This window comes from Paenibacillus cellulositrophicus (assembly GCF_009363095.1).
Classification (GTDB): domain Bacteria; phylum Bacillota; class Bacilli; order Paenibacillales; family Paenibacillaceae; genus Paenibacillus_AQ; species Paenibacillus_AQ favisporus.
In genome coordinates this window covers 3,563,856-3,587,875 of record NZ_CP045295.1, presented here as the reverse complement: position 1 = coordinate 3,587,875, position 24,020 = coordinate 3,563,856, and the positions used below count along the sequence as shown (strand labels likewise).

Annotated in this window: 15 protein-coding genes and 1 other RNA gene; 14 read left to right on the top strand and 2 right to left on the bottom strand. The window is 53.0% G+C overall.

Translation table 11 applies throughout. The annotated features are described in order from the left end of the window. The 8 genes from gpmI to GCU45_RS15960 all read left to right on the top strand — a co-directional run bounded on the left by gpmI (position 1) and on the right by GCU45_RS15960 (position 8,693). Positions 1-1,545 carry a 2,3-bisphosphoglycerate-independent phosphoglycerate mutase gene (gene gpmI, locus GCU45_RS15995; RefSeq protein ID WP_105445137.1) on the top strand — a complete coding sequence of 515 codons (1,545 nt, stop codon included), beginning with the start codon at positions 1-3 and terminating at the stop codon, positions 1,543-1,545. Between the two features lie 202 nt (positions 1,546-1,747). Continuing rightward, complete coding sequence (eno, locus tag GCU45_RS15990) at positions 1,748-3,034, top strand: phosphopyruvate hydratase (protein ID WP_076173153.1); 1,287 nt, start codon at positions 1,748-1,750, stop codon at positions 3,032-3,034. 422 nt (positions 3,035-3,456) lie between these two features. Continuing rightward, positions 3,457-3,690, top strand: coding sequence for a preprotein translocase subunit SecG (secG, locus tag GCU45_RS15985; protein WP_076173152.1), 234 nt, complete (start codon positions 3,457-3,459; stop codon positions 3,688-3,690). A 210-nt stretch (positions 3,691-3,900) separates the two neighbouring features. Next, complete coding sequence (gene rnr / locus GCU45_RS15980; protein ID WP_152399638.1) at positions 3,901-6,519, top strand: ribonuclease R; 2,619 nt, start codon at positions 3,901-3,903, stop codon at positions 6,517-6,519. Positions 6,520-6,751: 232 nt separating this feature from the next. Next, positions 6,752-7,234 (top strand): SsrA-binding protein SmpB, encoded by a 483-nt coding sequence (gene smpB, locus GCU45_RS15975; RefSeq protein ID WP_105445139.1) that lies wholly within the window; start codon positions 6,752-6,754, stop codon positions 7,232-7,234. A 233-nt stretch (positions 7,235-7,467) separates the two neighbouring features. Then, positions 7,468-7,833: a transfer-messenger RNA gene (gene ssrA, locus GCU45_RS15970) on the top strand. Between the two features lie 365 nt (positions 7,834-8,198). Next, the gene (locus tag GCU45_RS15965) at positions 8,199-8,399 is read left to right on the top strand and encodes a cold-shock protein (RefSeq protein ID WP_076173149.1); all 201 of its coding nucleotides are present in this window, start codon (positions 8,199-8,201) and stop codon (positions 8,397-8,399) included. 51 nt (positions 8,400-8,450) lie between these two features. Beyond that, positions 8,451-8,693, top strand: coding sequence for a cold-shock protein (locus GCU45_RS15960; protein ID WP_308737674.1), 243 nt, complete (start codon positions 8,451-8,453; stop codon positions 8,691-8,693). A gap of 155 nt (positions 8,694-8,848) precedes the next feature. On the opposite strand, the gene GCU45_RS15955 is transcribed toward GCU45_RS15960, so the two are convergent. Next, complete coding sequence (locus GCU45_RS15955) at positions 8,849-9,592, bottom strand: NADPH-dependent oxidoreductase (RefSeq protein WP_244364108.1); 744 nt, start codon at positions 9,590-9,592, stop codon at positions 8,849-8,851. Between the two features lie 169 nt (positions 9,593-9,761). Between GCU45_RS15955 and GCU45_RS15950 the strand changes: the two genes are divergently transcribed. The 5 genes from GCU45_RS15950 to GCU45_RS15930 all read left to right on the top strand — a co-directional run bounded on the left by GCU45_RS15950 (position 9,762) and on the right by GCU45_RS15930 (position 20,497). Further along, a complete protein-coding gene (locus GCU45_RS15950) occupies positions 9,762-10,250 on the top strand; it encodes a MarR family transcriptional regulator (protein WP_152399637.1) in 489 nt (162 codons plus the stop codon). A gap of 354 nt (positions 10,251-10,604) precedes the next feature. Further along, positions 10,605-13,718 (top strand): hybrid sensor histidine kinase/response regulator, encoded by a 3,114-nt coding sequence (locus GCU45_RS15945; RefSeq protein WP_167527152.1) that lies wholly within the window; start codon positions 10,605-10,607, stop codon positions 13,716-13,718. Then, entirely contained in the window at positions 13,696-14,796 is a 1,101-nt protein-coding gene (locus tag GCU45_RS15940) for a response regulator (protein WP_152399635.1), read from the top strand. Before GCU45_RS15945 ends, GCU45_RS15940 begins: the two co-directional genes overlap by 23 nt. 189 nt (positions 14,797-14,985) lie before the next feature. Next, complete coding sequence (locus GCU45_RS15935; protein ID WP_152399634.1) at positions 14,986-17,538, top strand: X2-like carbohydrate binding domain-containing protein; 2,553 nt, start codon at positions 14,986-14,988, stop codon at positions 17,536-17,538. A gap of 4 nt (positions 17,539-17,542) precedes the next feature. Continuing rightward, complete coding sequence (locus tag GCU45_RS15930) at positions 17,543-20,497, top strand: InlB B-repeat-containing protein (protein ID WP_152399633.1); 2,955 nt, start codon at positions 17,543-17,545, stop codon at positions 20,495-20,497. An 82-nt stretch (positions 20,498-20,579) separates the two neighbouring features. Here GCU45_RS15930 and GCU45_RS15925 read toward each other — a convergent pair whose 3' ends face one another. Next, a complete protein-coding gene (locus GCU45_RS15925; protein ID WP_244364106.1) occupies positions 20,580-21,344 on the bottom strand; it encodes an AraC family transcriptional regulator in 765 nt (254 codons plus the stop codon). Between the two features lie 423 nt (positions 21,345-21,767). Here GCU45_RS15925 and GCU45_RS15920 point away from each other — a divergent pair, with 423 nt between their 5' ends. After that, on the top strand, positions 21,768-23,951 hold the full coding sequence (locus tag GCU45_RS15920) for an alpha-galactosidase (protein WP_152399631.1): 2,184 nt from the start codon (positions 21,768-21,770) through the stop codon (positions 23,949-23,951). Positions 23,952-24,020 lie beyond the last annotated feature (69 nt).

Sequence of the window (24,020 nt, the reverse complement as noted above, 5' to 3'; positions counted from 1 at the left end):
ATGACCGCACCTAGACCCGTAGCACTGATCATCATGGACGGATTCGGGCTGCGCAGCACGGACGAAGGCAACGCGGTAGCGCAGGCCAAGAAACCGAACTACGACCGATTGATGGCGAAGTATCCGAACACGACGCTGACCGCTTCCGGCGAAGCGGTAGGTCTGCCGGAAGGGCAAATGGGCAACTCCGAAGTCGGCCATTTGAACATCGGCGCAGGCCGCATCGTGTACCAGGATTTGACCCGGATTTCGAAATCGATTCGCGAAGGGGAGTTTTTCAACAACCCGACGCTAGTCGAAGCGGTGCAAGCTGCAAAGAATAACAACAAGAAGCTCCATCTGTACGGTCTCTTGTCCGACGGCGGGGTACATAGCCATATCGAGCATATGTTTGCTATGCTGGACCTTGCGAAAAAAGAAGGGCTGGATGAGGTTTACATCCATGCTTTCCTGGACGGACGCGACGTGGCTCCGGATTCCGGCAAGAAGTTCATCCAGGATCTGCAAGCCAAGATCAAGGAAGTTGGCGTCGGCAAAATCGCCACGGTACAAGGCCGTTACTATGCGATGGACCGCGATAAGCGCTGGGAACGCGTAGAGAAGTCCTACCGTGCGATTGTGTACGGGGATGGACCGAAATACACCGATCCGCTGGTTGCCGTAACGGAATCCTACAACAAGTCGGTATTCGACGAGTTTGTGGAGCCGACCGTCATCGTTGACGAGCAGGGCAACCCGGTATCGCTGGTGGAGAGCGGAGACTCCGTTATCTTCCTGAACTTCCGCCCGGACCGCGCGATCCAGCTGTCCCAAGTGTTCACGAACAAGGACTTCCGCGGATTCGACCGCGGACCGAAGTTCCCGGAAAACCTCCATTTCGTCTGCCTGACGCTGTTCAGCGAAACGGTGGAAGGCTACGTAGCCTACGAGCCGAAGAACCTGGACAACACGCTGGGCGAAGTGCTGGTGCAGAATAACAAGAAGCAGCTGCGTATTGCCGAAACGGAAAAATATCCGCACGTTACCTTCTTCTTCAGCGGCGGACGCGACGTCGAGCTGCCTGGAGAAACGCGCATTCTGATCAATTCGCCGAAGGTCGCCACTTATGACCTGAAGCCGGAAATGAGCGCTTATGAAGTGGCGGACGCCTGCGTGAAGGAAATCGAAGCCGAGAAGCATGATGCGATCATTCTGAACTTTGCCAACCCGGATATGGTCGGACACTCCGGTATGCTGGAACCGACGATCAAAGCGGTTGAAGTCACCGACGAGTGCATGGGCAAAGTAGTGGACGCCGTTATTGCCAAAGGCGGGGTAGCGATTATTATCGCTGACCACGGAAACGCCGACATGGTATTTGACGAAGCAGGACGCCCATTCACCGCTCATACGACGAACCCGGTGCCGTTTATTTTGACCGATGAGAACGTAACGCTCCGCGAAGGCGGCATTCTGGCCGACGTGGCGCCGACGATTCTCGATCTGATGCAGCTTCCGAAGCCTGCCGAAATGACCGGCGAATCGATGATTGCAACCCGCAAATAAGCGGAAAATTCGATTCCGGTGATCCGATGCGTTATAATGGCTGTAGTAGCTGACAAGCAATATAGAATGAACTCAAGAAGTTCGTGTTGCAGGGCTTGGATAAGGCTGTTCCAACAGGGTTCTCCATTCGAGACTTGAGTTCAATCTATATCATGTGGTCTGAATAACCAATTACGAATGTGGAAAAGGAGATTAGCACAAAATGACTATTATTTCTGACGTGTACGCACGCGAAGTCCTCGACTCCCGCGGTAACCCTACGGTTGAAGTTGAAGTATATCTGGAATCCGGCGGCCATGGCCGCGCCATCGTACCATCCGGCGCATCCACAGGCGCTCACGAAGCTGTAGAGCTTCGCGACGGCGACAAAGACCGTTACCTCGGTAAAGGTGTTCTGAACGCGGTGAAGAACGTGAACGAAATCATCGCTCCTGAAGTCATCGGCATGGACGCGCTCGACCAGCTCGGCATCGACAAGCTGATGATCAAACTGGACGGAACACCTAACAAAGGCAAGCTGGGCGCTAACGCCATCCTGGCTGTATCCATGGCCGTAGCCCGCGCGGCTGCTGACGCTCTGGACCTTCCGCTGTACGTATACCTTGGCGGATTCAATGCTAAACAACTGCCTGTACCAATGATGAACATCGTCAACGGCGGCGCTCATGCCGACAACAACGTCGACGTTCAAGAATTTATGGTACTGCCAGTTGGCGCGCCTACGTTCAAGGAAGCTCTCCGTACAGGTGCAGAAATCTTCCACAGCCTGAAATCCGTTCTGAAGGGCAAAGGCCTGAACACAGCAGTTGGCGACGAAGGCGGCTTTGCTCCGAACTTCACGTCCAACGAAGACGCATTGTCCTCCATTATGGAAGCTATCGAAAAAGCCGGCTACAAGCCAGGCGTTGACGTATTCCTGGGTATGGACGTCGCTTCCACCGAATTCTACAAAGATGGCAAGTACCATCTTGAAGGCGAAGGCAAATCCTACACATCCAGTGAATTCGTTGAGCTGCTCGCTTCCTGGGTCGACAAATACCCGATCATCACGATCGAAGACGGCTGCTCCGAAGACGACTGGGAAGGTTGGAAACTCCTTACCGCGAAACTCGGCGACAAGATCCAGCTTGTTGGCGACGACTTGTTTGTAACGAACACCGAGCGTCTTGAAAAAGGCATCGAAGAAGGCATCGGCAACTCCATCCTGATCAAAGTAAACCAAATCGGTACGCTGACAGAAACATTTGATGCGATCGAAATGGCGAAACGCGCAGGATACACAGCGGTTGTCTCCCACCGTTCCGGTGAGTCCGAAGACAGCACGATCGCTGACATCGCCGTAGCAACGAATGCCGGTCAAATCAAAACCGGTGCTCCGTCCCGTACGGACCGTATCGCGAAGTACAACCAATTGCTCCGCATCGAGGACGAATTGGGCGAACTGGCGCAGTACAACGGCCTGAAGTCGTTCTACAACCTGAAAAAATAAGGCTGTACAGCCTTAATCAAAGAGCGTTCCGGGTAACTCCGGGGCGCTTTTTTATTTATAAATTTCAGTGGGGCTGAACGATTCAATCATCGCAAGGAAAACCTCCGCTAAACGCGATCTGTCTTTTTTAAAGTTGCGTCTTATGGAGTTTTTATTTCAAGAAGGAGCTGCCCAGCATAGTGATCAAAGATCGGTGACTCGGATTTTAAACGATCGTGCGTCTGGGAATGTGCCTCCCTGCGCTTGTGATTGATGCTATAAACAGCGGTGCAGTGCGGGTTTAGCTTGTGTTCGCAAATAGGCTATGATACAATAAGAATGCTGTTTGTGCACGCTGGGCTGCAGTCTAAGTCCGGCCATAACGGAATCGAAATTTTGACATTCATATAATTGAGATGTTAAGCCATTGGGAGGTGGAACAAATGGAAATCTTGTTGAAGGTGCTGCTCGTGATTTTCTCCATCGCGTTGATCGCGATTGTTCTTTTGCAAAAAGGGAAAAGCGCGGGTCTTTCCGGGGCCATCTCCGGTGGCGCGGAACATCTATTCGGTAAAACGAAAGCACGCGGCATGGATCTCGTGCTGCAGCGCGTGACGGTTGTCGTCGCGGCATGCTTTTTTATCCTGGCCATTGTGGTGGCCGTCGTCGTCAAGTAAAGAATAGCAGCACACCAAAACCTCCGCTCTTTTTCGATTGGAAGATGAGCGGAGGTTTTTTAGGTTGATTAAGGCTTACGGGCAGGGATGCAACCGATTAAATTCGTGTATACTAGGGTATGTGTATATTACTGGACAAATACAACAAACGAACGATTACATAGTCACTTGCGGAAGGCATTCCTGCAAGTCACCTGAGGTGATGAAACGATGATTACGGAACAGATGATACTTGATTTGATGCAGGATCCCGAATATAAACCGATGACGTATCAGGAACTGGAACAGCATTTCGCGATTGACGATGCGCTGGATTTCAAGGATTTTCTGAAAACGCTGAACGCGATGGAGGAGGCAGGGACCATCGTGCGGACCCGGTCGGAACGGTACGGCGTGCCGGAACGGCTGGATCTCCTGAAGGGCCGTCTACAGGCCCATGCGAAAGGCTTTGCATTCCTGATCCCGGAAGACCGGGAGCATCCGGATGTATATATTGGAGCCAATGATATGAAGAGCGCCATGAACGGGGATACCGTTCTGGTGCGGGTTACAGCCAAGAGCCCGGCCGGCGGCAAGCTGGAAGGGGAAGTGGTACGGATCGTGAACCGGGCCATTACCCAGATCGTCGGGGTCTTCCAAGGGCATGAAGCGTACGGCTTTGTGCTGCCTGACGATAAACGGATCAACCGGGATATTTTTATTCCGAAGGATGCCTTTAACGGGGCGGTCGACGGCGAGAAGGTCGTCGTCAAAATCGTCAATTATCCGGAGGGACGATCCGCTGCGGAAGGCGAAGTGGTCGAGATTCTCGGGCATAAGGATGATCCGGGGGTCGATATCCTGTCCATTATCCGCAAGCATCAGCTGCCGGAAGCCTTTCCGGAAGAGGTCATGGCGGAAGCGGAGCAGGCCCCGGATTCAATCACCGAAGAGGAAATCGTCCAGCAGGGACGGCGCGACCTTCGCGGCAAAACGATCGTCACGATCGACGGAGAGGACGCGAAAGACCTCGATGACGCAGTAAACGTGGAGCGTCTGCCGAACGGCAACTTCCTTCTAGGCGTTCATATCGCCGACGTCAGCTACTATGTCCGCGAGAACTCGGAGCTCGATAAAGAGGCGTACAATCGCGGTTGCAGTGTCTATTTGGTGGACCGAGTCATCCCGATGCTGCCGCACCGCCTGTCCAACGGCATCTGCTCGCTGAATCCGCAGGTGGACCGCCTGACGATGTCCTGCGAAATGGAATTCGACGAGCATATGAAGCTTGTGAGACATGATATTTTTACCAGCGTGATCAAGACGAAGGAACGGATGACGTACAACAACGTCCGGAAGATCCTCAACGACGAGGATCCGGAAGTGACGGAGCGGTACAGCTATCTGGTCGACACCTTCAAGCTGATGAAGGAGCTGGCGCTGCGCCTGCGGGCGAGACGGATGAACCGCGGGGCGGTGGACTTCGACTTCGTGGAGTCCAAGGTGATCGTCGATGAGAACGGCAAGCCGGTCGACATCGTAAAGCGCGAACGCTCGATCGCCGAGCAGATCATCGAGGAGTTCATGCTGGCGGCCAACGAAACGGTGGCCGAGCATTTCTACTGGATGAAGGTGCCGTTTCTGTATCGGATCCACGAAAATCCGGATCCGGAGAAGCTCCAGACGTTCATGGCGTTTGCGGCCAACTTCGGTCACCATGTGAAGGGCCGGGGCAACTCCGTGCATCCACGGGCGCTCCAAAGCCTGCTGGAGGACATCCAGGGAACGAAGGAGCAAAAGGTCATCAGCACGGTGATGCTGCGCTCGATGAAGCAGGCGAAATACGATGCGGAAATGTCCGGACACTTTGGACTGGCCGCCGAATACTATTCGCACTTTACGTCCCCGATCCGCCGCTATCCGGACCTGGTCATTCACCGGGTGATCCGGGAAGTGCTGGAGAACAAAGGTGTCCTGCCGGAGAACCGGCTGGAATACCTGGCTTCCCGGATGGCGGACATCGCCCAGCAGTCCTCCGAGCGTGAGCGTGTGGCGGTGGATGCGGAGCGTGACACAGACCAGCTGAAGAAGGCCGAATACATGCTCGACAAGGTCGGCGAGGAATTCGAAGGCATCATCAGCAGCGTGACGAGCTTCGGCATGTTCATCGAGCTCGAGAACACGGTTGAGGGCCTCATCCGGCTGAGCGCGCTGACGGACGATTATTATCATTTCGATGAGGCCTCCATGGCCCTCATCGGGGAGCGCACGTCACGCGTGTTCCGGATCGGCGACGAAGTGAAGATCCGCGTCGAGCGCGTGAACATGGATGATCACACCATCGACTTCGAGATGGTGGACATGAAGCCGCGCAGCGAAGGCCGGCGCGGTGGAAGCTTTGGCGGCCGTGGTGGCGGCCGCGTGGGCAGAGGCGCCGCCATCCGTGAGGGCGGCGAGAATGGCCGCGGCGGGCGCGGTGCGTCCCGTGGCGGTGGCAAGGGCGGCGCTCGGCCGGGCAAGAGCGCCCGCGAGGGCGGCGCAGCGCAGCAGGGCGCCGCGCGGGAAGGCGGCCGCAGCGGCGAAGCCAAGCGGCCGGCGAGCTTCGGCTTCGGCTCTGGCAAGGGTGGCTACGGTGCCCCGGCGCCTGGCGGAAGCCAAAGCGGCAGCAGTAGCAAGCCGTCCAGCGGCCGCAAGAAGAAAACGTCGCGCAGTGGTATTTTTGTCGGGGATGGGGCCGCTGCCGCCCGCGAAGACAATGCCGGCAGCGGCGAGAGCGTCGTCCGCAAGCGCAAGAAGAAGGGTGCGGCCAAGAATGGCACAGCCGCCTTCGTGCGCAAGAAGAAAAAGTAGAAGGGTTTCTGGGCAGTATCTTTTAAATCAGGCTTCGCCTGAAATGGGCGCCACCCGTGCGCCTTTTCGCCGAAATCTTGATTTTGCCCAGCCCAGTTGATACAATGGATTTCTGGTATACCGGCCGGGTTTGCGGCCTCTAGACGCTCTCGTTAGGGCGCTGAGCTGCTTCCCCTTGTGCTGTACACCGGAAGTCCATTGCTGTTATAGCAAGTGTGGGAGGAGTGATAGCATGGGTGGTAAGAAGAGTGACGGGAAGGTCCTGGCCCAGAACAAAAAAGCTTCCCATGATTACTTCATCGAGGATACGTACGAAGCCGGCATGGTGCTGACCGGGACCGAGATCAAGTCGATCCGGAACGGACGGGCCAATATCGGGGATGCGTTTGCAACGATCCGCAATGGGGAAATTCATATTCATAACATGCATATCAGCCCGTTTGAGCAGGGCAACCGCTACAATCCGACGGATCCGACGCGAACCCGCAAGCTGCTGATGCACAAGGAACAGATCCACAAGCTGCTGGGACAGACCAAGCAGGAAGGCTATACGATCGTTCCGCTTAAGGTGTATATCCGCAACGGCTATGCGAAGCTGCTGCTTGGCCTTGGCCGCGGTAAGAAGCAGTATGACAAGCGTGATTCGGCCGCCAAACGCGACGCGCAGCGCGACATTCAGCGGGCACTCCGCGAGAAGCAGAAGATCGCGCGTTAATTTGGGGTTATGTGAAGTTACAGGCAAGTTTCACCTGCGTTTCCTTCAACCTCTGTGTCATTTTGGCCGGAATGTGTGATATACTATGTATGTAAGGGGTTATGGCTAGACCGGCCTTTTACATGACAAATGCTTCTGATCATCCTTTCTTCATGGAGGGGAAGGATGCTGGATAGATTGCTTCTTATGCTTCAACGGTTCTAATCTAATCCAATAGAAGCCCTTTTTAATAAGGGGGCGTTCTTGGATTCGACGGGGATAGTTCGAGCATGAGTAGCGGGTAGTGGGGACGCGTCCACTTCATCAACGCTAAAGCCAATAATAACTGGCAAACAACAAAACAACTACGCTCTCGCAGCTTAATAACCTGCAGACGTGCTCTCGCTCTGCATCGCCCATGTGCCGGGATGAGGGCTCAACTTTAGTGGGATACGCTGTCTAGTCTCCGCCTGCGGCTAGCTGAAGAAGACAAACAGGCTGACCCGAAGGGAATCCGGTAACGGGGAGTCTCTAGGGTGACATCAAAACTGTTACTACACCCGTAGAAGCTTATGTGGCGTTATCTTCGGACAGGGGTTCGACTCCCCTCGCCTCCATAATGAGTATCAGAAAAGCGACCCGTAATGGGCCGCTTTTTTGCATCTCTGTATTTATTGGGATGGCTGCGCAATGACTCTTAATCAATATTTTTCTCCACTTTAATTGTGGTTTACTAAGTATACTACCCGGGGAAGATTATACAGTGTCATACTGCAGATAAGATGAGTTCCAAATAAAATGGAAGCAAAATTCAAAAAAACTTGTTATTCAACTCCAGTTGTGTTATAGTTAATTTATTGGAATTTCGACCTGAGATCACATATTGTAGAGGGTTAGATTTTGATGATGTAACCTTGTACAATATGTGATTTTTTTTGGAAACTCGAAGATCATGTAAAAAATAGAATTATGGAGGTAATGGACTATGCAACAAGGAACAGTAAAATGGTTTAATGCAGACAAAGGTTTTGGTTTTATCGAGGTTGAAGGCGGAGACGACGTATTTGTGCACTTCAGTGCAATCGTGAGCGACGGCTTCAAATCGTTGGATGAAGGTCAAAAAGTTGAATTTAATGTAGTACAAGGCAACCGTGGCCCACAGGCCGAGAATGTTGTTAAACTCTAAGTTTGTAATTAGAAAGGTCCCGCACATCGTGTCGGGGCCTTTTTTTCGCTCATGATTCCAGAAGAGAAAGTGGGATGCTGCTTGTACTATTCACGGAAAAGACTGATGATCGATCTTCCTGAGGAAATGACAACGATATGGTCGTGCACCAATGAAAAGTGCAACGGATGGATGAGGGATAACTTTGTTTTTCTGATCCAACCGATTTGTGGCCAATGCAATTCCTTCATGGAGAAGAGTCAGAAGATGCTGCCTATTTTAACAAATACAAGTCCGAATCAGACGAAGCATTAAAAAAAGCGAGGCCCGCAATTCGCCACAATGGTCACCATCTATACGCGGAAAAAAGGTGGGCGTTATGTCCGGAAAGGGGTTCGACTCCCCCTCACCTATCACGTAAATGAAATCCACAACCTTAAGGGGCTGTGGATTTTGCATTTCTGACGAGCCTATTTCAAATCAAACCCTTTGCTCTTCACATACTCCGTATACCCGCCCAGCGGCAAATCTCGATCCAGCATCGAGATGAATTTCCCGGACCAGCTGGCCTTCTGCTTATTGTTGGTTCGAGCGCCATAATACTCTTCTATTTCCCGGTCATACGCTTCAACCTGTGCCTTAAGATCACGATCATACTGGTTTTCAAAAAATACGGCGGACCGTGGCAGGCGCGGCTTTTGTTCTGGGGATTCATCGGGGACGCCTACCGCAAGACCGACCAAAGGAATAACAAAGTCCGGAAGGTCCAGCCATTCGTCCAGTTCAGGCAGAGCACTGTTAATCCCGCCGATTATAACGGCACCGAGGCCCATCGATTCGGCGGCCAAATTGGCATTTTGCAGAGCAATCGCGGCACTGAGCACAGCCGTTTGATAAAAATACGAGTAGTTCAGGTTGCGGCTCATTTTTTCCTGTTGGTCGGGGCCAGCGGCCAGCATCAAGCGGTGAAGATCGGCGCAAAAGACAAAAAAGTATCCGCACTCCGCAATCCACGGATTTTCAGAATGCTCCGCAATTTTCTTGCGCAGTTCCTGATTGGTAACGCCGATGATCGAGAACGGCTGCATATGCGCCGAGGTTGGTGCCATTTGCGCCGCGTCGACGATGGCTTCGATTTGCTGGCCGGTTAACGGCGTATTTGTAAACTTGCGGATGGAGCGATGCTGGCGGATCAATTGAATGACCTCATTCATAAAAATTCCCTCCAAATCAATGTGATGTGATTTCTGCAGAAGCTGCATGAAGACCACGTTCCAATCATATGGTTTCCATGGAAACCACGATAACAAGGAAAAGATGTTTTGTCAAATGGTTTCTGCGGAAACCATGATATAATGAAAAGAAAAAAGGTAGGCTTGCCTTATGCCTGATATGAATGATGATTTGCTTCAGCTCAAAAACCGCATCGAAAAATCCATATACCAGATCCTCGTCAGCGAAGCCGAGGATGACAGTGACCGGCTCTGGCTCATGGAGCGCATTTCCGACGACCGGCTGAAAAAGCTGCTGCCCCGTCTATCCGTCTCAAGCCTGCACGTTCTGGACGTCATCTATGCGAATGACGGCATTAAAGGGATCGATATCGCCCGCGAGATGGGTTTAACAAAAGGCGCCGTCTCCAAAATCACCCGCAAATTGCTGGAGCAGGACCTGATACGAAAAAACCAGCTGCCGGACAACCAGAAAGAAATTTATTACTCTGTGACACCGCTTGGCGCCGAACTGGCTGAGCTGCACCGGGTTTTTCACGAGGAGAAGGATCATAAAGCGATGGAACTGCTGGCTAGTTTCGATGAGGCATCTCTGGAAATCGTGGCAGACTTTCTGGAGAAGCTGTCCCGTCTGCGGTAGATGGCGTAGTTCAAAGCTGGCAGGGGGTGGCTGGCGCCGTCACGGATCGCTTCTATCACTAAAAACCCAGCCTTTGGGGGCTGGGTCTATTTGTGTGCAAAGTTTATATACAAAGAAGAAGTAAATCTATTAATTGGCATTCTCATCAGTTTGATGAACACTAAAAAAATATTTAACTCTGTATAAAATAATCTTGTCGTGCCATCCCGGACAGTGCATACTTTTGGCAATGCAAGCAAAGGCGCGGGACATATACAACAAAACCGCAGAGCCGTGGTATGATAACCTTAACCATACCAAATTGGAAATAAAAGGGTTATTTTTCTCCTACGACAGGAAGGAATTATGCAGCTTATGAAAAGGCAATTGTCAGGTCTGATCGCCATGGTGCTGGTTTTTACCGTCGCCACCTCGATCTTTATTTATGAATGGCTTCACCCAAATGTTAACTATCCGGAGGCGCGGGACGGCGTGTTGGATGCCAGGGACTGGGACTTTTCACAGCAGGGGATCATTCCGCTTCGAGGGGAGTGGGAATTTTACAAGGACCAACTGCTGACGCCCCAGGACTTCGCCGATCAGGTATCGGACCAGCAAACGGAGCGTCGTTTTCTCCAGGTACCCGGAGGATGGAAGGGGAAAGTATCGGACGATGGGTATGGCGCGGGAACGTATCGGCTGCGCCTGCTGGTAAGCGACCTTGGCGATTACAGCCTTCGGGCTAAAAAGATTCGGATGTCGAGCCACATTTACATGGACGGGCAAGAGCTTGGCGGTACCGGACAAACCGCATTGTCTGGCACCGGTTTTGTGCCCAGCAATTTTCCGTTCTTCGGAACAGCTGAAGTGAAGGACCGAACGATCGAAATTATCGTCCAGGTGGCGAGTTACAACAATGTGCAAGGCGGACTTGTGCAGGCTCCTGAATTTGGACGGACAGCCGATGTGCTGACCCGCCGGGACAACGCCCGTATGGCCGATGTGATCGTCATTACGACACTCCTGGTTTTTGGTATTTACTTTGCGGGCATGTTTAGACAGTGGCGGCGGGAGCCGTATCTGATTTTCTTCAGCTTGTTCTGTTGGGCGCTGGGGATTTTTTTCAGCATCGATAACGAAATCGTTATGGCGAACCTGATTCCTTCCATGTCCTATCTTTTGCTGCAGAAGCTGTTGTTCATCCTTCCGTACTTGGCCATTTTGTTCTTCATTCACTATGTGCGCCTCTATCTAAGTGACAGGAGCGGGCACTGGTTCAAGGGATTCCGCTGGGTTTCCTACGGATATCTGGCTCTGCTCATCCTGCTCCCGAATGATCGTCTGCTGGTTCTGCTGTGGCCCGGTGTTTTATTGCAGGTTGTGGCTTTCGGCTTCATTTTCACCTCAATTTTTCGCAATCGCCATCTTGGGGTGCGGATCTATTATATTTTGCTCGGCGCATTCTTTTTGATTATCAGTTGGATCTTTGCCCAAACCCGCTATCAGCTGGCGCTGGATAGTCCCTATTACATTATCGTCACACTGCTGCTGGTTGTGCTGTCGCAATCGTTCCTCATGACGGATCGGATTCGCGGAGCTTTCCTGCGGAGTGAACGTTTGGCTCAGCAGCTGCTGGTCCATGACCGGCAAAAGGATGAATTTTTGGCAAAAACATCGCATGAGCTGCGTACGCCCTTGCACGGCATCATCAATCTGTCGGAGACGCTGCTGGAAAACAAGACGACACCGCTTGCAGCGGAGCACCGTGAGAACATCAGGCTGCTGCATCTGATCGGGCGGCGGCTTGCCGGACTGGTTAATGACATCCTTGATATGAACCGGATTCGGTACGGTCAGCTCGATGTGCAGCCGAAGCCGGTCGATCTGTACGTATCGACTCGCTTTGTCATGGAAACGTTGTCGATTGCGCCCATCAAGAATGGCGTCCGGCTTGCGGACGAGCTGCCTCCCGCGCTTCCCCTTGTCCTGGCAGATGAGAACCGGCTGCGGCAGATTTTGCACAATCTGCTCGAGAACGGATTAAAGTACACCGACAGGGGAACCGTCTCGATCTCGGCCGAAAGGCGGGGGGAACTGCTGGCTGTTTCAGTAAGCGATACGGGGAGGGGGATCCCGGAAGAAGTCATGGACGATTTGTTTCAGCCGTTCTTCCAACATGACGAGGAAGGGTCCCATTCAGGTGATGGCATCGGGCTGGGGCTTAGCATTTCGAAGCAGCTGGTCGAGCTGCAGGGTGGTCAGATGCAGGTGGAATCCGAAGTAGGCCGGGGCTCCCGGTTCACGTTTACATTGCCAATTGCCTGGGGCGGAGAGCATGAAGCGGCAGCGGCCGCGGAAAACGCCACTACCCAAGCATATCCAGGGGATCGGCAGTACCCAGAGTACGAGAGAGGGAAATACACAGTACAACGGGATGACAAAGAATCTCACCTGCCTCCCCAGTCTACGCCAAGCGGACAGAAGGAGTTGTTCCATGTTCTCATCGTCGACGATGAGCCCTCCAACCTGAAGGTGGCCATGGACGCGATCGGCTCCATGGGACATGCCTATACAACGGCGGCCGGCGGGGCAGAGGCAATGGAGGCTCTGCGGCACAGGAAGCCCGATCTGGTGCTGCTCGACTTGATGATGCCCGGCGTATCGGGGCTCGACATTTGCCGGGAAATCCGCTCTCTGCACGGGCTGGCCGAGCTTCCGGTACTGATGCTGACCGCCTCGGGGCAGACGCGCGATACTCTGGCCGCCTTTGCGGCGGGGGCCAACGACATTTTGCATAAGCCTTTTGAACTGGCGGAGCTTCGGGCCCGGGCACAGTCGCTGCTGGCGATGAAAAGCTCCTCTGAGCGCGCGGTGCGCCGGGAGATGGACTTCTTGCAGGCACAAATTCCCCCGCATTTTCTATACAACAGCCTGAATGCCTTGGTTGGGCTTAGCTACAAAAATGTGGAGAAGCTGCGGGAAACGATTCACCATTTAACCACCTACCTGCGAGCCAAGTTCACGTTCGTTTTTCACGGGGATGAAGTTCCGCTGGAGCGGGAATTGGAGCTGGTTCGCGCTTATCTGGCGATTGAGCAGCTTCGATTCGGTCAACGGTTGGCCGTACGCTATACGATCGACGAGAACGCCCACTGCCTCCTGCCCCCGCTCATCCTTCAGCCTATTGTCGAAAATGCCGTCCGCCACGGGATCGGGCAAAAGCCCGAGGGAGGGACCGTGGACATCATCATTCGCCCTGCCGACAAGGGTGTCGAAATCATTGTCGAAGATGACGGGGCTGGAATGGATGAAGGTACGGTAAGACTGCTGGAGCAAGGAAAGGTTGGAGGAATCGGCATCGGCAATGTGAACCGGCGGCTGCAAATGAGGTACGGGCGAAGTCTGGAAATTCACAGCCGCCCGGGCCAAGGAACGAGAATAACGATTTTTTTGACGGAGGAGCGTTATGTGGAGAGCCATTCTGATTGACGATGAGGAGATCGCGCTTGACGTCATGGATATTATGCTGAATAGGGTTGGCGGGGTGAAGGTCGTCGGCAGATTTCAACTGGCTGGCGAAGCGCTGGCACAATGCGGCGCCCTTCAGCCGGATTTAATCTTTCTGGATATCGAGATGCCTGGGGTGAGCGGGCTCGATGCTGCAGGAGAGCTGGCTGCGAGCTGTCCGGACGCGGAAATCGTCTTTGTCACAGCCCATGATCAATATGCGATCGATGCATATGACACCGAAGCCATCGGATATTTGCTGAAACCCGTTGCGGAGGACAAGCTTGTTAAGGTATTGTCCCGCTATGCGAATCGGCAAGCCAAAAAGAAAAATCGCCGCGATGATTCTGTCGTAAGGTCGCGGAGTGCTGCCGGTTCGGAAGCTGAGCCGGGAAGCCGTGCGGAAGATAAGCCGGCACTGTCGCTCAAAGTGCTGGGCAGTATGGAACTGTATGCTCCGGACGGGCGGCTGTTGACATGGCGCACCAAGAAAACAAAGGAATTGTTCGCATTTCTCTGGCATCACCGGAGGCAGCCGGTTTACAAATACGCCATCCTGGAGCATTTATGGCCGGATGATCCGGCGGAGCGGGGGCAAAAGCTGCTGCACACCTCACTCTATTATTTGCGGAGCTTGTTTAAGTCGGTTGGATATGAAGCGGTTGTGAAGTACGGAGATGATCGGTACTGGATTGATGCGTCGTCTGTCCGCAGCGATCTGGAAGATCTGCTTGGGAGATTGAAGCAGGGAGGAGCTGGAGCCGGCATCAAGGACATCCTTCAGCTATATGCCGGCGACTATTTGGAGATGGAGTATTACGATTGGGCAAGCGCCTATCGGATCGAGCTTCGCTCTACCCTGTTGTCAACGATGACTGCAGCCCTGGACCGGGCAGCGGATGAATCCCGCATGCTGCTCCTCTGGAAGCTGATCGAAGTGGAGCCAAGCCAAGGGCACTATTATGATTTGCTGGCGGAGGTGTTAAGCCGGGCTGGGGATCAGTCTGGCGTCCGCCGGGTGCATGCCATGAAGGAGCAGATGCGTTTAGACGAAGGTTAGAACGGTAGAGTAATCGCTAAAAATGTCGAAAAACGGTCTTCAGACATGGGTCTGGAGGCCGTTTTTTGTCGTTTTTTGGGAGTAATGTTGTGAAAATGTTGAGAGCTGCTTGTTACAATGGGCGCAGAGCAGGAGACCTCATGACCATGAGGTTCTGTATTATACAAATTCAGAAGGAGGGGGTCAGAAATGAACGCACAGAAGAGGAACAACACCACAGGCAGGGCGGTCATATCCGTCGTTTTAAGCCTGATCATGTTGTTCGGGGTGATTCTCCAACTGTTGGTGGGGCCGGGACAAGCTTCCGCCGCCCCGGGAGTCGTATGGGAGCCAATCGATGGGGGTGGGCTCAATGCGGGGTCGAGTGAGAACCCCAACTCGAGGGACCCGAGCATCGCGATCTGGAACGACCATTTGTATGCTGCATGGTCAGAACAAAAGGAATATATGAATAACCAGATGCAGCAGGAAACAGAAATAAGAGTAATGAAGTGGGACGGCAGTCAGTGGTCGGCGGCTGATGATGGGAGTGGCCTGAACTTTATGTCGAGCAGCAGTGCAAGCAGTCCTTCGCTTACAGTATATCAGGGCTGCTTGTACGCCATCTGGATGGAAGCTGAAACCTCATTCATGGGGGGGTATCCGTTCAACCAGATTATGGCCAAGAAAAATTGTGGAGGCGGATGGGTTTCGACAAGCGGAAACGATCCGGTAAGCGGCAGCGGCAGAGGTGAAATGCCGGTGCTCCTCGTTTATCATGACGATTTGTATGCGACTTGGATAGGTACTTCGGACGGGAGTACGGGCCGAAAAATTCAAGTGAAAAAATTTGACGGCAGCGTCTGGACCAACGAAGCGGTGGATATGACGTTCGTTCCAAACGGAACGGTATTTGGGCCGCGGCTCGCAGTCTATCAAGACGAGCTTTATTTAACGTGGAGCGAGCAAATGGTGGACAGCCCATATTACTCTTATATTCCTGTCATGAAAAGAACGGTCAACGGTGCAGGAAAGGTCACTTGGGCAAATGTATCGGGGAACTCGGGGATTACGAATACGACGACATCGGCAGGAAGTCCGGTTCTGCAAGCCTATAACGGGCTGCTATACGCGGTATGGAGGGATAACAATCCCGCGCAGTTGAAGGTAAGCAGCTTCGATGGAAGTGTCTGGAGCCCTGTCGGCAGCGGGAATTTGGATAAACCGGCGGGGGCCCAATCACAAGCTCCGAATTTATTTGTATATAATCAGAAGCTGGTTGCCGTTTGGAACGATGTGAATTCACAAGGGTTCCAGTGGGACCTCCGGGTCCAGGAATACGATGGCAAGAATTGGAGCCCGGCGAACCAGGGACTGGCGGACACGAATCTCGGCAACGTTACTTCATTTGCCACATTGAACAACGCAATGTATCTGGCCTGGTCCGACGTTTCGAAAATTTATGTGTCTGAGCGTCGGGAGCCGCCTGCGGCCCCTACAGGATTACAAGCGGTTGCAGGAAATGAGGAAGCGGAGCTTAGCTGGAATTTGGGGAGCGGGGTTGCGAATTACAAGATTTATCAAGGCACTGCCAGTGGGTTGTACGGCCCCGATCCGATCACGACAGTAGATGGCACGACCGGTCATTATAAAGTTCAGGGGCTTGAGGGTGGAAAGACCTACTACTTCGTCGTGACGGCCGTTAACGGTAATGGGGAGAGCTCCTTCTCAGTGGAAGCGAGCGCACAGCTTACAATTCCGGTAGAGGCTCCGGATTTAACGGGCTTGGGCTGGGCCAAGGGCAGCGAGACGGGGACAACGAAAGCGACAGATCTGCCCGATGACAACGCGGCCTTCCGGTATATCCTTGGCAGCGCGGGGCAAGTTTCCCGGCCGATGGTTGGCGACGATGCGAATTCGCTAGGATATACGCTGACCTTGAATAAGGATGAAGACATTGCCGTCGAAAGCGGGAATCATCTCTTCGTTGTGCAGTTGGATAGCGCGGGTAAAATCGTCAAGTGGGCGGATGTAGCGGTCGCCGACGAGAACATCAAGAAAGACTCCAGCCTTGATAAGGCGAATGTGAGTTTCGATAAGAATCCTTTATCTGTGGATCATACCGATGTGGACATCACAATGTCGCTAAATGGAAATACGCTGAAATTCATCAGCAATCAAGGGTCGCCCCTGATCCCGGACGGGGATTACACAGTCAGCGGAAATACGGTGAAGCTCGTGAAAGAGTATCTGACAGCACAACCGGTCGGGACGACAACGTTGACCTTCGCGTTCAGTTCGGGAGCATCACAAACGCTGGCGATTGCGATCAGCGATTCGACACCGCAGATTGCGACGGTGAGTTATGCGTCTGGAGATCACGGCACGATTAGCCACACGAGCGAGCAGGTAGAGATCGGCGGGCATCCGGCATCGGTACCAACGGTTACGCCTGATGAGGGGTACCATTTTGCAGGATGGAGCAGTGATGGTGGCATTACGAAGCTTAGCAGTCAAGAGGTAGCGGCTTTGACAGTGACGGCTGATGTGACGTATGCCGCGTATTACACGGCGTTTGTCATGGGAGACGCGGATGGCGACGGTAAAGTGACAGCTGCGGACGCGCTTCTGTTAAGCAAATATATCAAAGGCAAAATTACGCTCACGCCGGAGCAATTGCAGGCGCTCGACATGAACGGCGACGGAAAATGGGACGATGAGGATGTCAAAGCGATTCTTGCCGTCTCCGTAGGAAAGGGGTGATTCTATGCGTTGGAAAAAATGGATTTCGACAATGATGGTGGCTGTTATGCTTTTGCCTTTCGGAACGATGGGCTATGCCGAATCGGATACAGCTTCGAACTCGATGAGAGTAAGCAGTGAAGAGGGGTATCCCGGAGAGTCTGTGGACGTTTCGGTGTTTTTGACACCGGAGGACTTGATCAATCAATACGATATTTCGATCGGTTTCGATGCGACTTCACTCGAACTGGTGTCTGGGAATGAAGTTACAAATGAATTGGGTGTCAGTCAAAATGGGGATACGTTCGAAACGGATTTCTCCAATTCGGGAATCGCTAATGTTAAAGCCAATCTGGTCAATTATTCGATTTGGGATGAGGAAAAAGTGTTCACCCTTCATTTTAAAATCAAGGATTCTGCAGAGCCTGGTGATTTAGACCTGACTGTGCTCAAGCACGATCTCTATGAGGGTAACGAGATTGCCTCCACAACGGTGGAATCGGGCAAAATCACCGTAAAGGCACCGAATACTAAACACACCGTGACGTTTTACACTAAGGGCGGCAGCCTGGTTGAGAGTGCAACGGATGTGGTCAGCGGCACGACGATCAACGAACCCCCGGCCCCGACAAAGGAGGGTTTTACCTTTGCAGGCTGGTACAAAGATACGCTTGGGACCGATGCGTGGAACTTTGCGACGGATGTGGTTACGTCCGATATGATGCTGTATGCGAAGTGGATACCGGCCGCACAGGAGCAATATACTGTGACGTTCGATTCCCAGGGCGGCAGCACGGTTGAGCCCGCGACCGGTGTAGTCAGCGGTACGATGATCAGCGAACCGCCGGCCCCGACGAAGGCAGGTTACACGTTCGAAGGCTGGTACAGGGATGCAGCTGGGACAGACGGGTGGAAATTCGCAGAGGATGCGGTAACGTCTGATGTAACGCTGTACGCGAAGTGGATGCGGCACGCGGTGCAGATTCAGATCGGCTCGGTGGACGGAACGCCGGGATCTACGGTGGACGTACCGGTCAAAGTAGCCGACTCCACCTATGGAATAGCAGCTTACGGCGTCCAGCTTGATTTTGATACGGAGGGATTGGAGGTAACTGGCGTTACAGGAAATGCGGGAGATTACTTCGACTCCAATTACGATAACGACTCAGGCTGGCTCAAAACAGCATGGGTAGACAGCGATGCGGGCGATACGCCGATCAAGGCCGGAGATAAGCTGTTTACCGTGAGCTTTAAAATTAAGAGCGGGGCAGAACTAGGCGTTAAGAAACTGACGGTGAAAACAGGAGAGCCGACGCTTTTCTCAATCTTGGATGCATTCGGGGCTGAGATGGACAAAACGTTGACCCCTGGCAAAGTAACGGTCAAAGAGGGACCGGTGCAGCACACCGTGACGTTCGATCCACAAGGAGGTAGTGCAGTTTCCAGCATCACCAATGTGGACAGCGGCACGACAATCAGCGCTCCTCCAGCACCGACGAGAGCGGGCTACACATTCGCAGGCTGGTACAAAGAAGCAGTGGGAATCAACGCTTGGAACTTCGCTGCGGATACGGTCACGTCCGATATGACGCTGTATGCGAAGTGGACAAGCAATGGTTCAAACGGTTCGAACAACTCGAGCAATAACTCGAACAATTCAAGCAATTCGAATAACTCGGGCACGCCATCCATTCCAAGCACGACCCCTGAGAAGCCTGCCGGTCTCCAAGTCATTGTCGACGGCGTCGTGAAAGACCAAATTGCTGCTGGTTCGACCACTAAGGAGAACGGCAAATCGGTACTGACGGCGACAATCGACCCCTCCAAGCTGGCTGATCAGCTCAAGCAGGCGGCAGATAAGTCCACCGTTGTTATTCCCGTAACCGCCAGCGTGGACAAGGTATCGGTGGTTCTGACGGGTGAAGCGGTGAAGAGTATGGAAAACAAGCAAGCGGTGTTGGAGGTGCAGACGCCAAGCGGTATCTACAAGCTGCCTGCCGGGCAAATCGCCATCGACAAGATTTCCTCTAAACTGGGCGCACAGCTCAAGCTTTCAGATATTGTTGTTCATGTGGAGATTGCCAAGAGCGGTGAGGCTGCAGCGGTTCTTGCTGAAAATGCAGCGGCCCAAGGAAATTTTGAGGTTGCGGCTCCGCCTGTCGCTTTTGATGTAACGGCTTCCTACAACGGTAAAACAGTAAGCGTCGAGCAGTTCAGCAGCTACGTGGAACGCGAAATTCCGCTTCCCGCCGGCGTTGACCCGAGCAAGGTGACGACGGCAGCCGTCCTGAACCCGGACGGCAGCGTGCGCCATGTTCCTACCTATATCACGACTCGTGATGGGAAGCATTATGCAGTTGTAAACAGCCTCACCAATAGCGATTACTTCCTGATCTGGAATCCGAAAACCTTCGCGGATGTGGAAGGGCATTGGTCGAAGCAGGCCGTAAATGACATGGCTTCTCGAATGATTGTCAAAGGTAGCGATGAGAACCATTATAATCCCGATGCGGTTATAACACGTGCGGAGCTCGCAGCCATCGTGGTCCGGGCGTTGGGCTTGTCCGACAACGGCAGCGGCACCACGTTCAGCGATGTCAATTCTGCTGATTGGTATGCAGGCGCTGTAGCCAAGGCTGTGGAATACGGCTTGATCGAAGGCTACGACAACCGGACGTTCGCTCCTAACCGGACGATTACCCGGCAGGAAGCGTTGGTGATCATGTCCCGGGCGATGAAGCTGGCCGGTCTTGAAGCCGACGGAATCGATGCGGAGTCCCTGCTGTCTTCGTTTGCAGACCGGACAGCGGTCGCTTCCTGGGCAAAGCCGGCCATGGCCGCAGCCGTGAAGAATGGCCTCGTGGAAGGATCTGCAGGGGGCTTGAACCCTACTGGCAACCTGACCCGAGCTGAAACTGCGGCGATTGTACAGCGGTTTTTGATCAAGGCCAACCTTATCGATAGCCGGAATGCCAACTAGTTAAGCTGGCGAAAAGGCTTAAAAGCAGTACAAAAACCAGCCTCTCTTCATTAACACTTGGAAGGGAAGGCTGGTTTTGTCTTTATGTTGATGCAGTGGCAGACCGATAATGTTTCGGAGAGGCCCCCTTCACTTTTTTGAACATTTTGGAGAAAAGGAGCGGGTCGGCATAGCCGACCGAGCGGGCGATATCGCCGATTGAAAGGTCTGTGTTTCCCAGCATTTTAGCCGCCATATCCATTCTGTAGCGAATCAGGTAATCCTGAATGCTTATGTTCATTTGCTGTTTGAATAACGAGCACAAATAGCTTCGATTAAGCCCAATCAAATGCGCGATGTCCTCGATAGTTATTTTTTGAGAAAAGTTCGTTTCGATAAAATCGATCACTTGCTCCACGTAAACCTCAGCCCGGCTTTCCCTTTGAACGGTGGGCGTTTCCGGACCGGATTCCACTAGCAGAGATAACATCAAATACAGCAGCCCCGTTAGTCTGGTTTCCCGGGCTTTATGGCTTTGTCTCGACTGGGCCATCAATTGCAAATACTGATGGATCATGTCATCTCGATCATAATGCAGAATTGGAGATGATGGGGTTAGCCCTGCTTGCATAAGGAGGGGTTCAGCCAGTGTGCCGTTAAAACCAAACCAGCCGTATGACCAAGGGTTAACTTCGTCGGCTTGATAATAGGTAACGATATGGGGACAAATCAGAAACCCCTGTCCTTTGCGAAGGTGGTGCCTCACTCCCCCTACCTCAAAAATCCCCTCCCCTTTGAATATATAATGGAGCAAATAGTGAGTCCTTACGGCGGGCCCAAAATAATGACCGGATATACAATCCTCCATGCCAAACTGCGTCAGATGCAGCTCCGTGTGCTGTTTACTTCGCGGCAGATACTCTAACACAAGCTAACCCCATCCCCTAAAAAATAGAATAGCTATATAGAATGAACTAAAGAAATAATTGTTATTGGCCTCTATTAAACTTGTTCAATATACCTAGCATAATAACATAACTAGTGAGCACCATGCCATGTACGACCTATCGTATGATCATATATGATTTTTGTATATAAGCCTGTATTTCTGGAATCGTAAATCAATCCTAAAGCCATGTTTCAAAGATAGGTTGAATACAAAGATGCCGGAGCATTGCCCCGGATGGCGGAGATGTAATGGTTCATAGATACGGATGTGGTACAAGCCATTTTCTAGACCATGTTACGATGCATGAAGTACCGATAGGCAGGAAAGAAGGGATGTTTACCAATGGGCGTAATCGTTCAAGAGCAAGCAGGGTTGTTTCATCTACAGTCGTCAGGCATGAGCTATTTGATTCAGATCGTGGACGGTTATCCTGTACATGGGTATTGGGGAGGGAGTCTGAAGCATCGGGAAACGATGGGCGACCTCCTGATACACACTCCCGCGAGGGCTGGGCTTGACCGGCTGCCACAGGAATACCCGCAGTACGGCAGCGGAGACTTCCGGAATCCGGCGTACCAGGCCGAACTGGAGGATGGGACGAGGATTACGGAGCTCAAGTACGACGGTTACCGGATCCTGAAGGGAAAGCCGCCATTAAGCGGACTTCCGGCCGTTTATACGGAGGACGAGTCCGAAGCAGAGACGCTCGAACTGGTATTAAAAGATGCCTACTCGGGACTTAAGGTTGTCCTGCTTTATTCCATCTTCACGGATTGCAACGTGATCATTCGGTCAGCTCGTTTGATCAACGAAGGGGACAAGAAGCTTCGGCTTCGCCGTGCCCTTAGTGCCAGCGTCGATTTCTCCGGTCATAGCGATTTGGAGATGGTGTATCTTTCCGGGGCGTGGGCCCGGGAAGGAAATATGAAGCGAAGACCGCTTGAACAAGGCGAAACCCGGATCGACAGCAAAAGGGGCATGAGCAGCCACCAGTTTAACCCTTTTGCCGCTTTGGTCACACCGGAAACGACGGAACGACATGGGGAAGCTTTTGGCTTTAGCCTGGTGTACAGCGGCGGATTTGAAGCAGGGGCAGAGGTAGATTCCTTCGGCTCCACAAGGTTTAGCATTGGCGTGAACTCTTTTGATTTCGCGTGGCAGCTGAATCCGGGGGAGAGCTTCCAAACGCCGGAAGCGGTCATGGTGTACTCCGCGCAAGGATTGGGAGAGATGTCGCGGACGTATCACCGCCTGTACCGGACCCGGCTGTGCCGGGGGAAATACCGGGACGAAGAACGGCCGATTCTGGTCAATAACTGGGAGGCCACTTATTTCGACTTCAATGCAGACAAGCTGGTTTCGATTGCGGAAGAGGGAGCCAAGCTGGGCATTGAGCTGTTTGTCTTGGATGACGGCTGGTTTGGCAAACGGGATGCGGACAATTCGTCGCTGGGGGATTGGTACGAGGACCGCCGGAAGCTGCCGGACGGACTGGCGGATGTCGCGGAGCGCATCAACCGGCTGGGCCTGAAATTCGGGCTGTGGTTCGAACCCGAGATGATTTCGCCGGACAGCGAGCTGTACCGGAAGCATCCGGACTGGTGCCTTCACGTTCCGGGGCGTAGACGCAGCGAAGCCAGGTGGCAGCTGGTGCTGGACTACACGCGCCAGGAAGTGCGAGATTACATCTATGATTCGCTCTCTGCGATTTTCTCCACCGTGCCGGTTGCTTACGTGAAATGGGACATGAACCGCGCTTTGACGGAAATCGGGTCTGCTGCCCTGCCGCCGGAGCGCCAAGCTGAGACCGCTCACCGCTATGTTCTTGGGCTGTACGAGCTGCTTGAGCGAATCACAACTGATTTTCCGCATATTTTGTTCGAGAGCTGCTCCAGCGGCGGTGGACGCTTTGATCCCGGCATGCTGTATTACATGCCTCAAACCTGGACCAGCGATAATACCGATGCGGTGGAACGGCTGAAGATTCAGTACGGGACCAGCCTGGTCTACCCTGTAAGCGCCATCGGAGCGCATGTGTCGGCGGTACCGAACCATCAGGTCGGACGGATCACACCGCTTGATTTTCGCGGCAATGTCGCCATGTCCGGAAATTTCGGGTATGAGCTGGATCTCACAAAATTTACCGATGACGAAAAGGAAACGGTCAAACGCCAAGTCGCCGCCTACAAGCAGATCCGCGGTTTAGTGCAGCAAGGCGACTTGTACCGTCTGAAAAGTCCGTTCGAGGGGAACGAGTCGGCGTGGATGTTTGTTTCGGAAGATCAAGAGGATGCCTTGGTCTACGCTTTTCAAGTGATGGCCGTGCCGAACGCACCCCAGCGGACCTTGCGCCTGGACGGACTTGACCCAGAACTGGAATACGAAGTGGAGCCCGGAACCGGCGGGGAGATTTCGATCTTTGGGGGAGACCGGCTGATGCAGCTCGGTTTGCCCTTTGCCTACGAGCATAAAGATTATCAAAGCCGATGGTTTAGACTGCGGGCCCTCAAGCCCGGCAAGGCGTAACCATTGATCTGAGCCCGAAAGAGCATCCATGGATGGAGTTTAAGCCCCTTTTTTAAGCGAAAAAGGGGC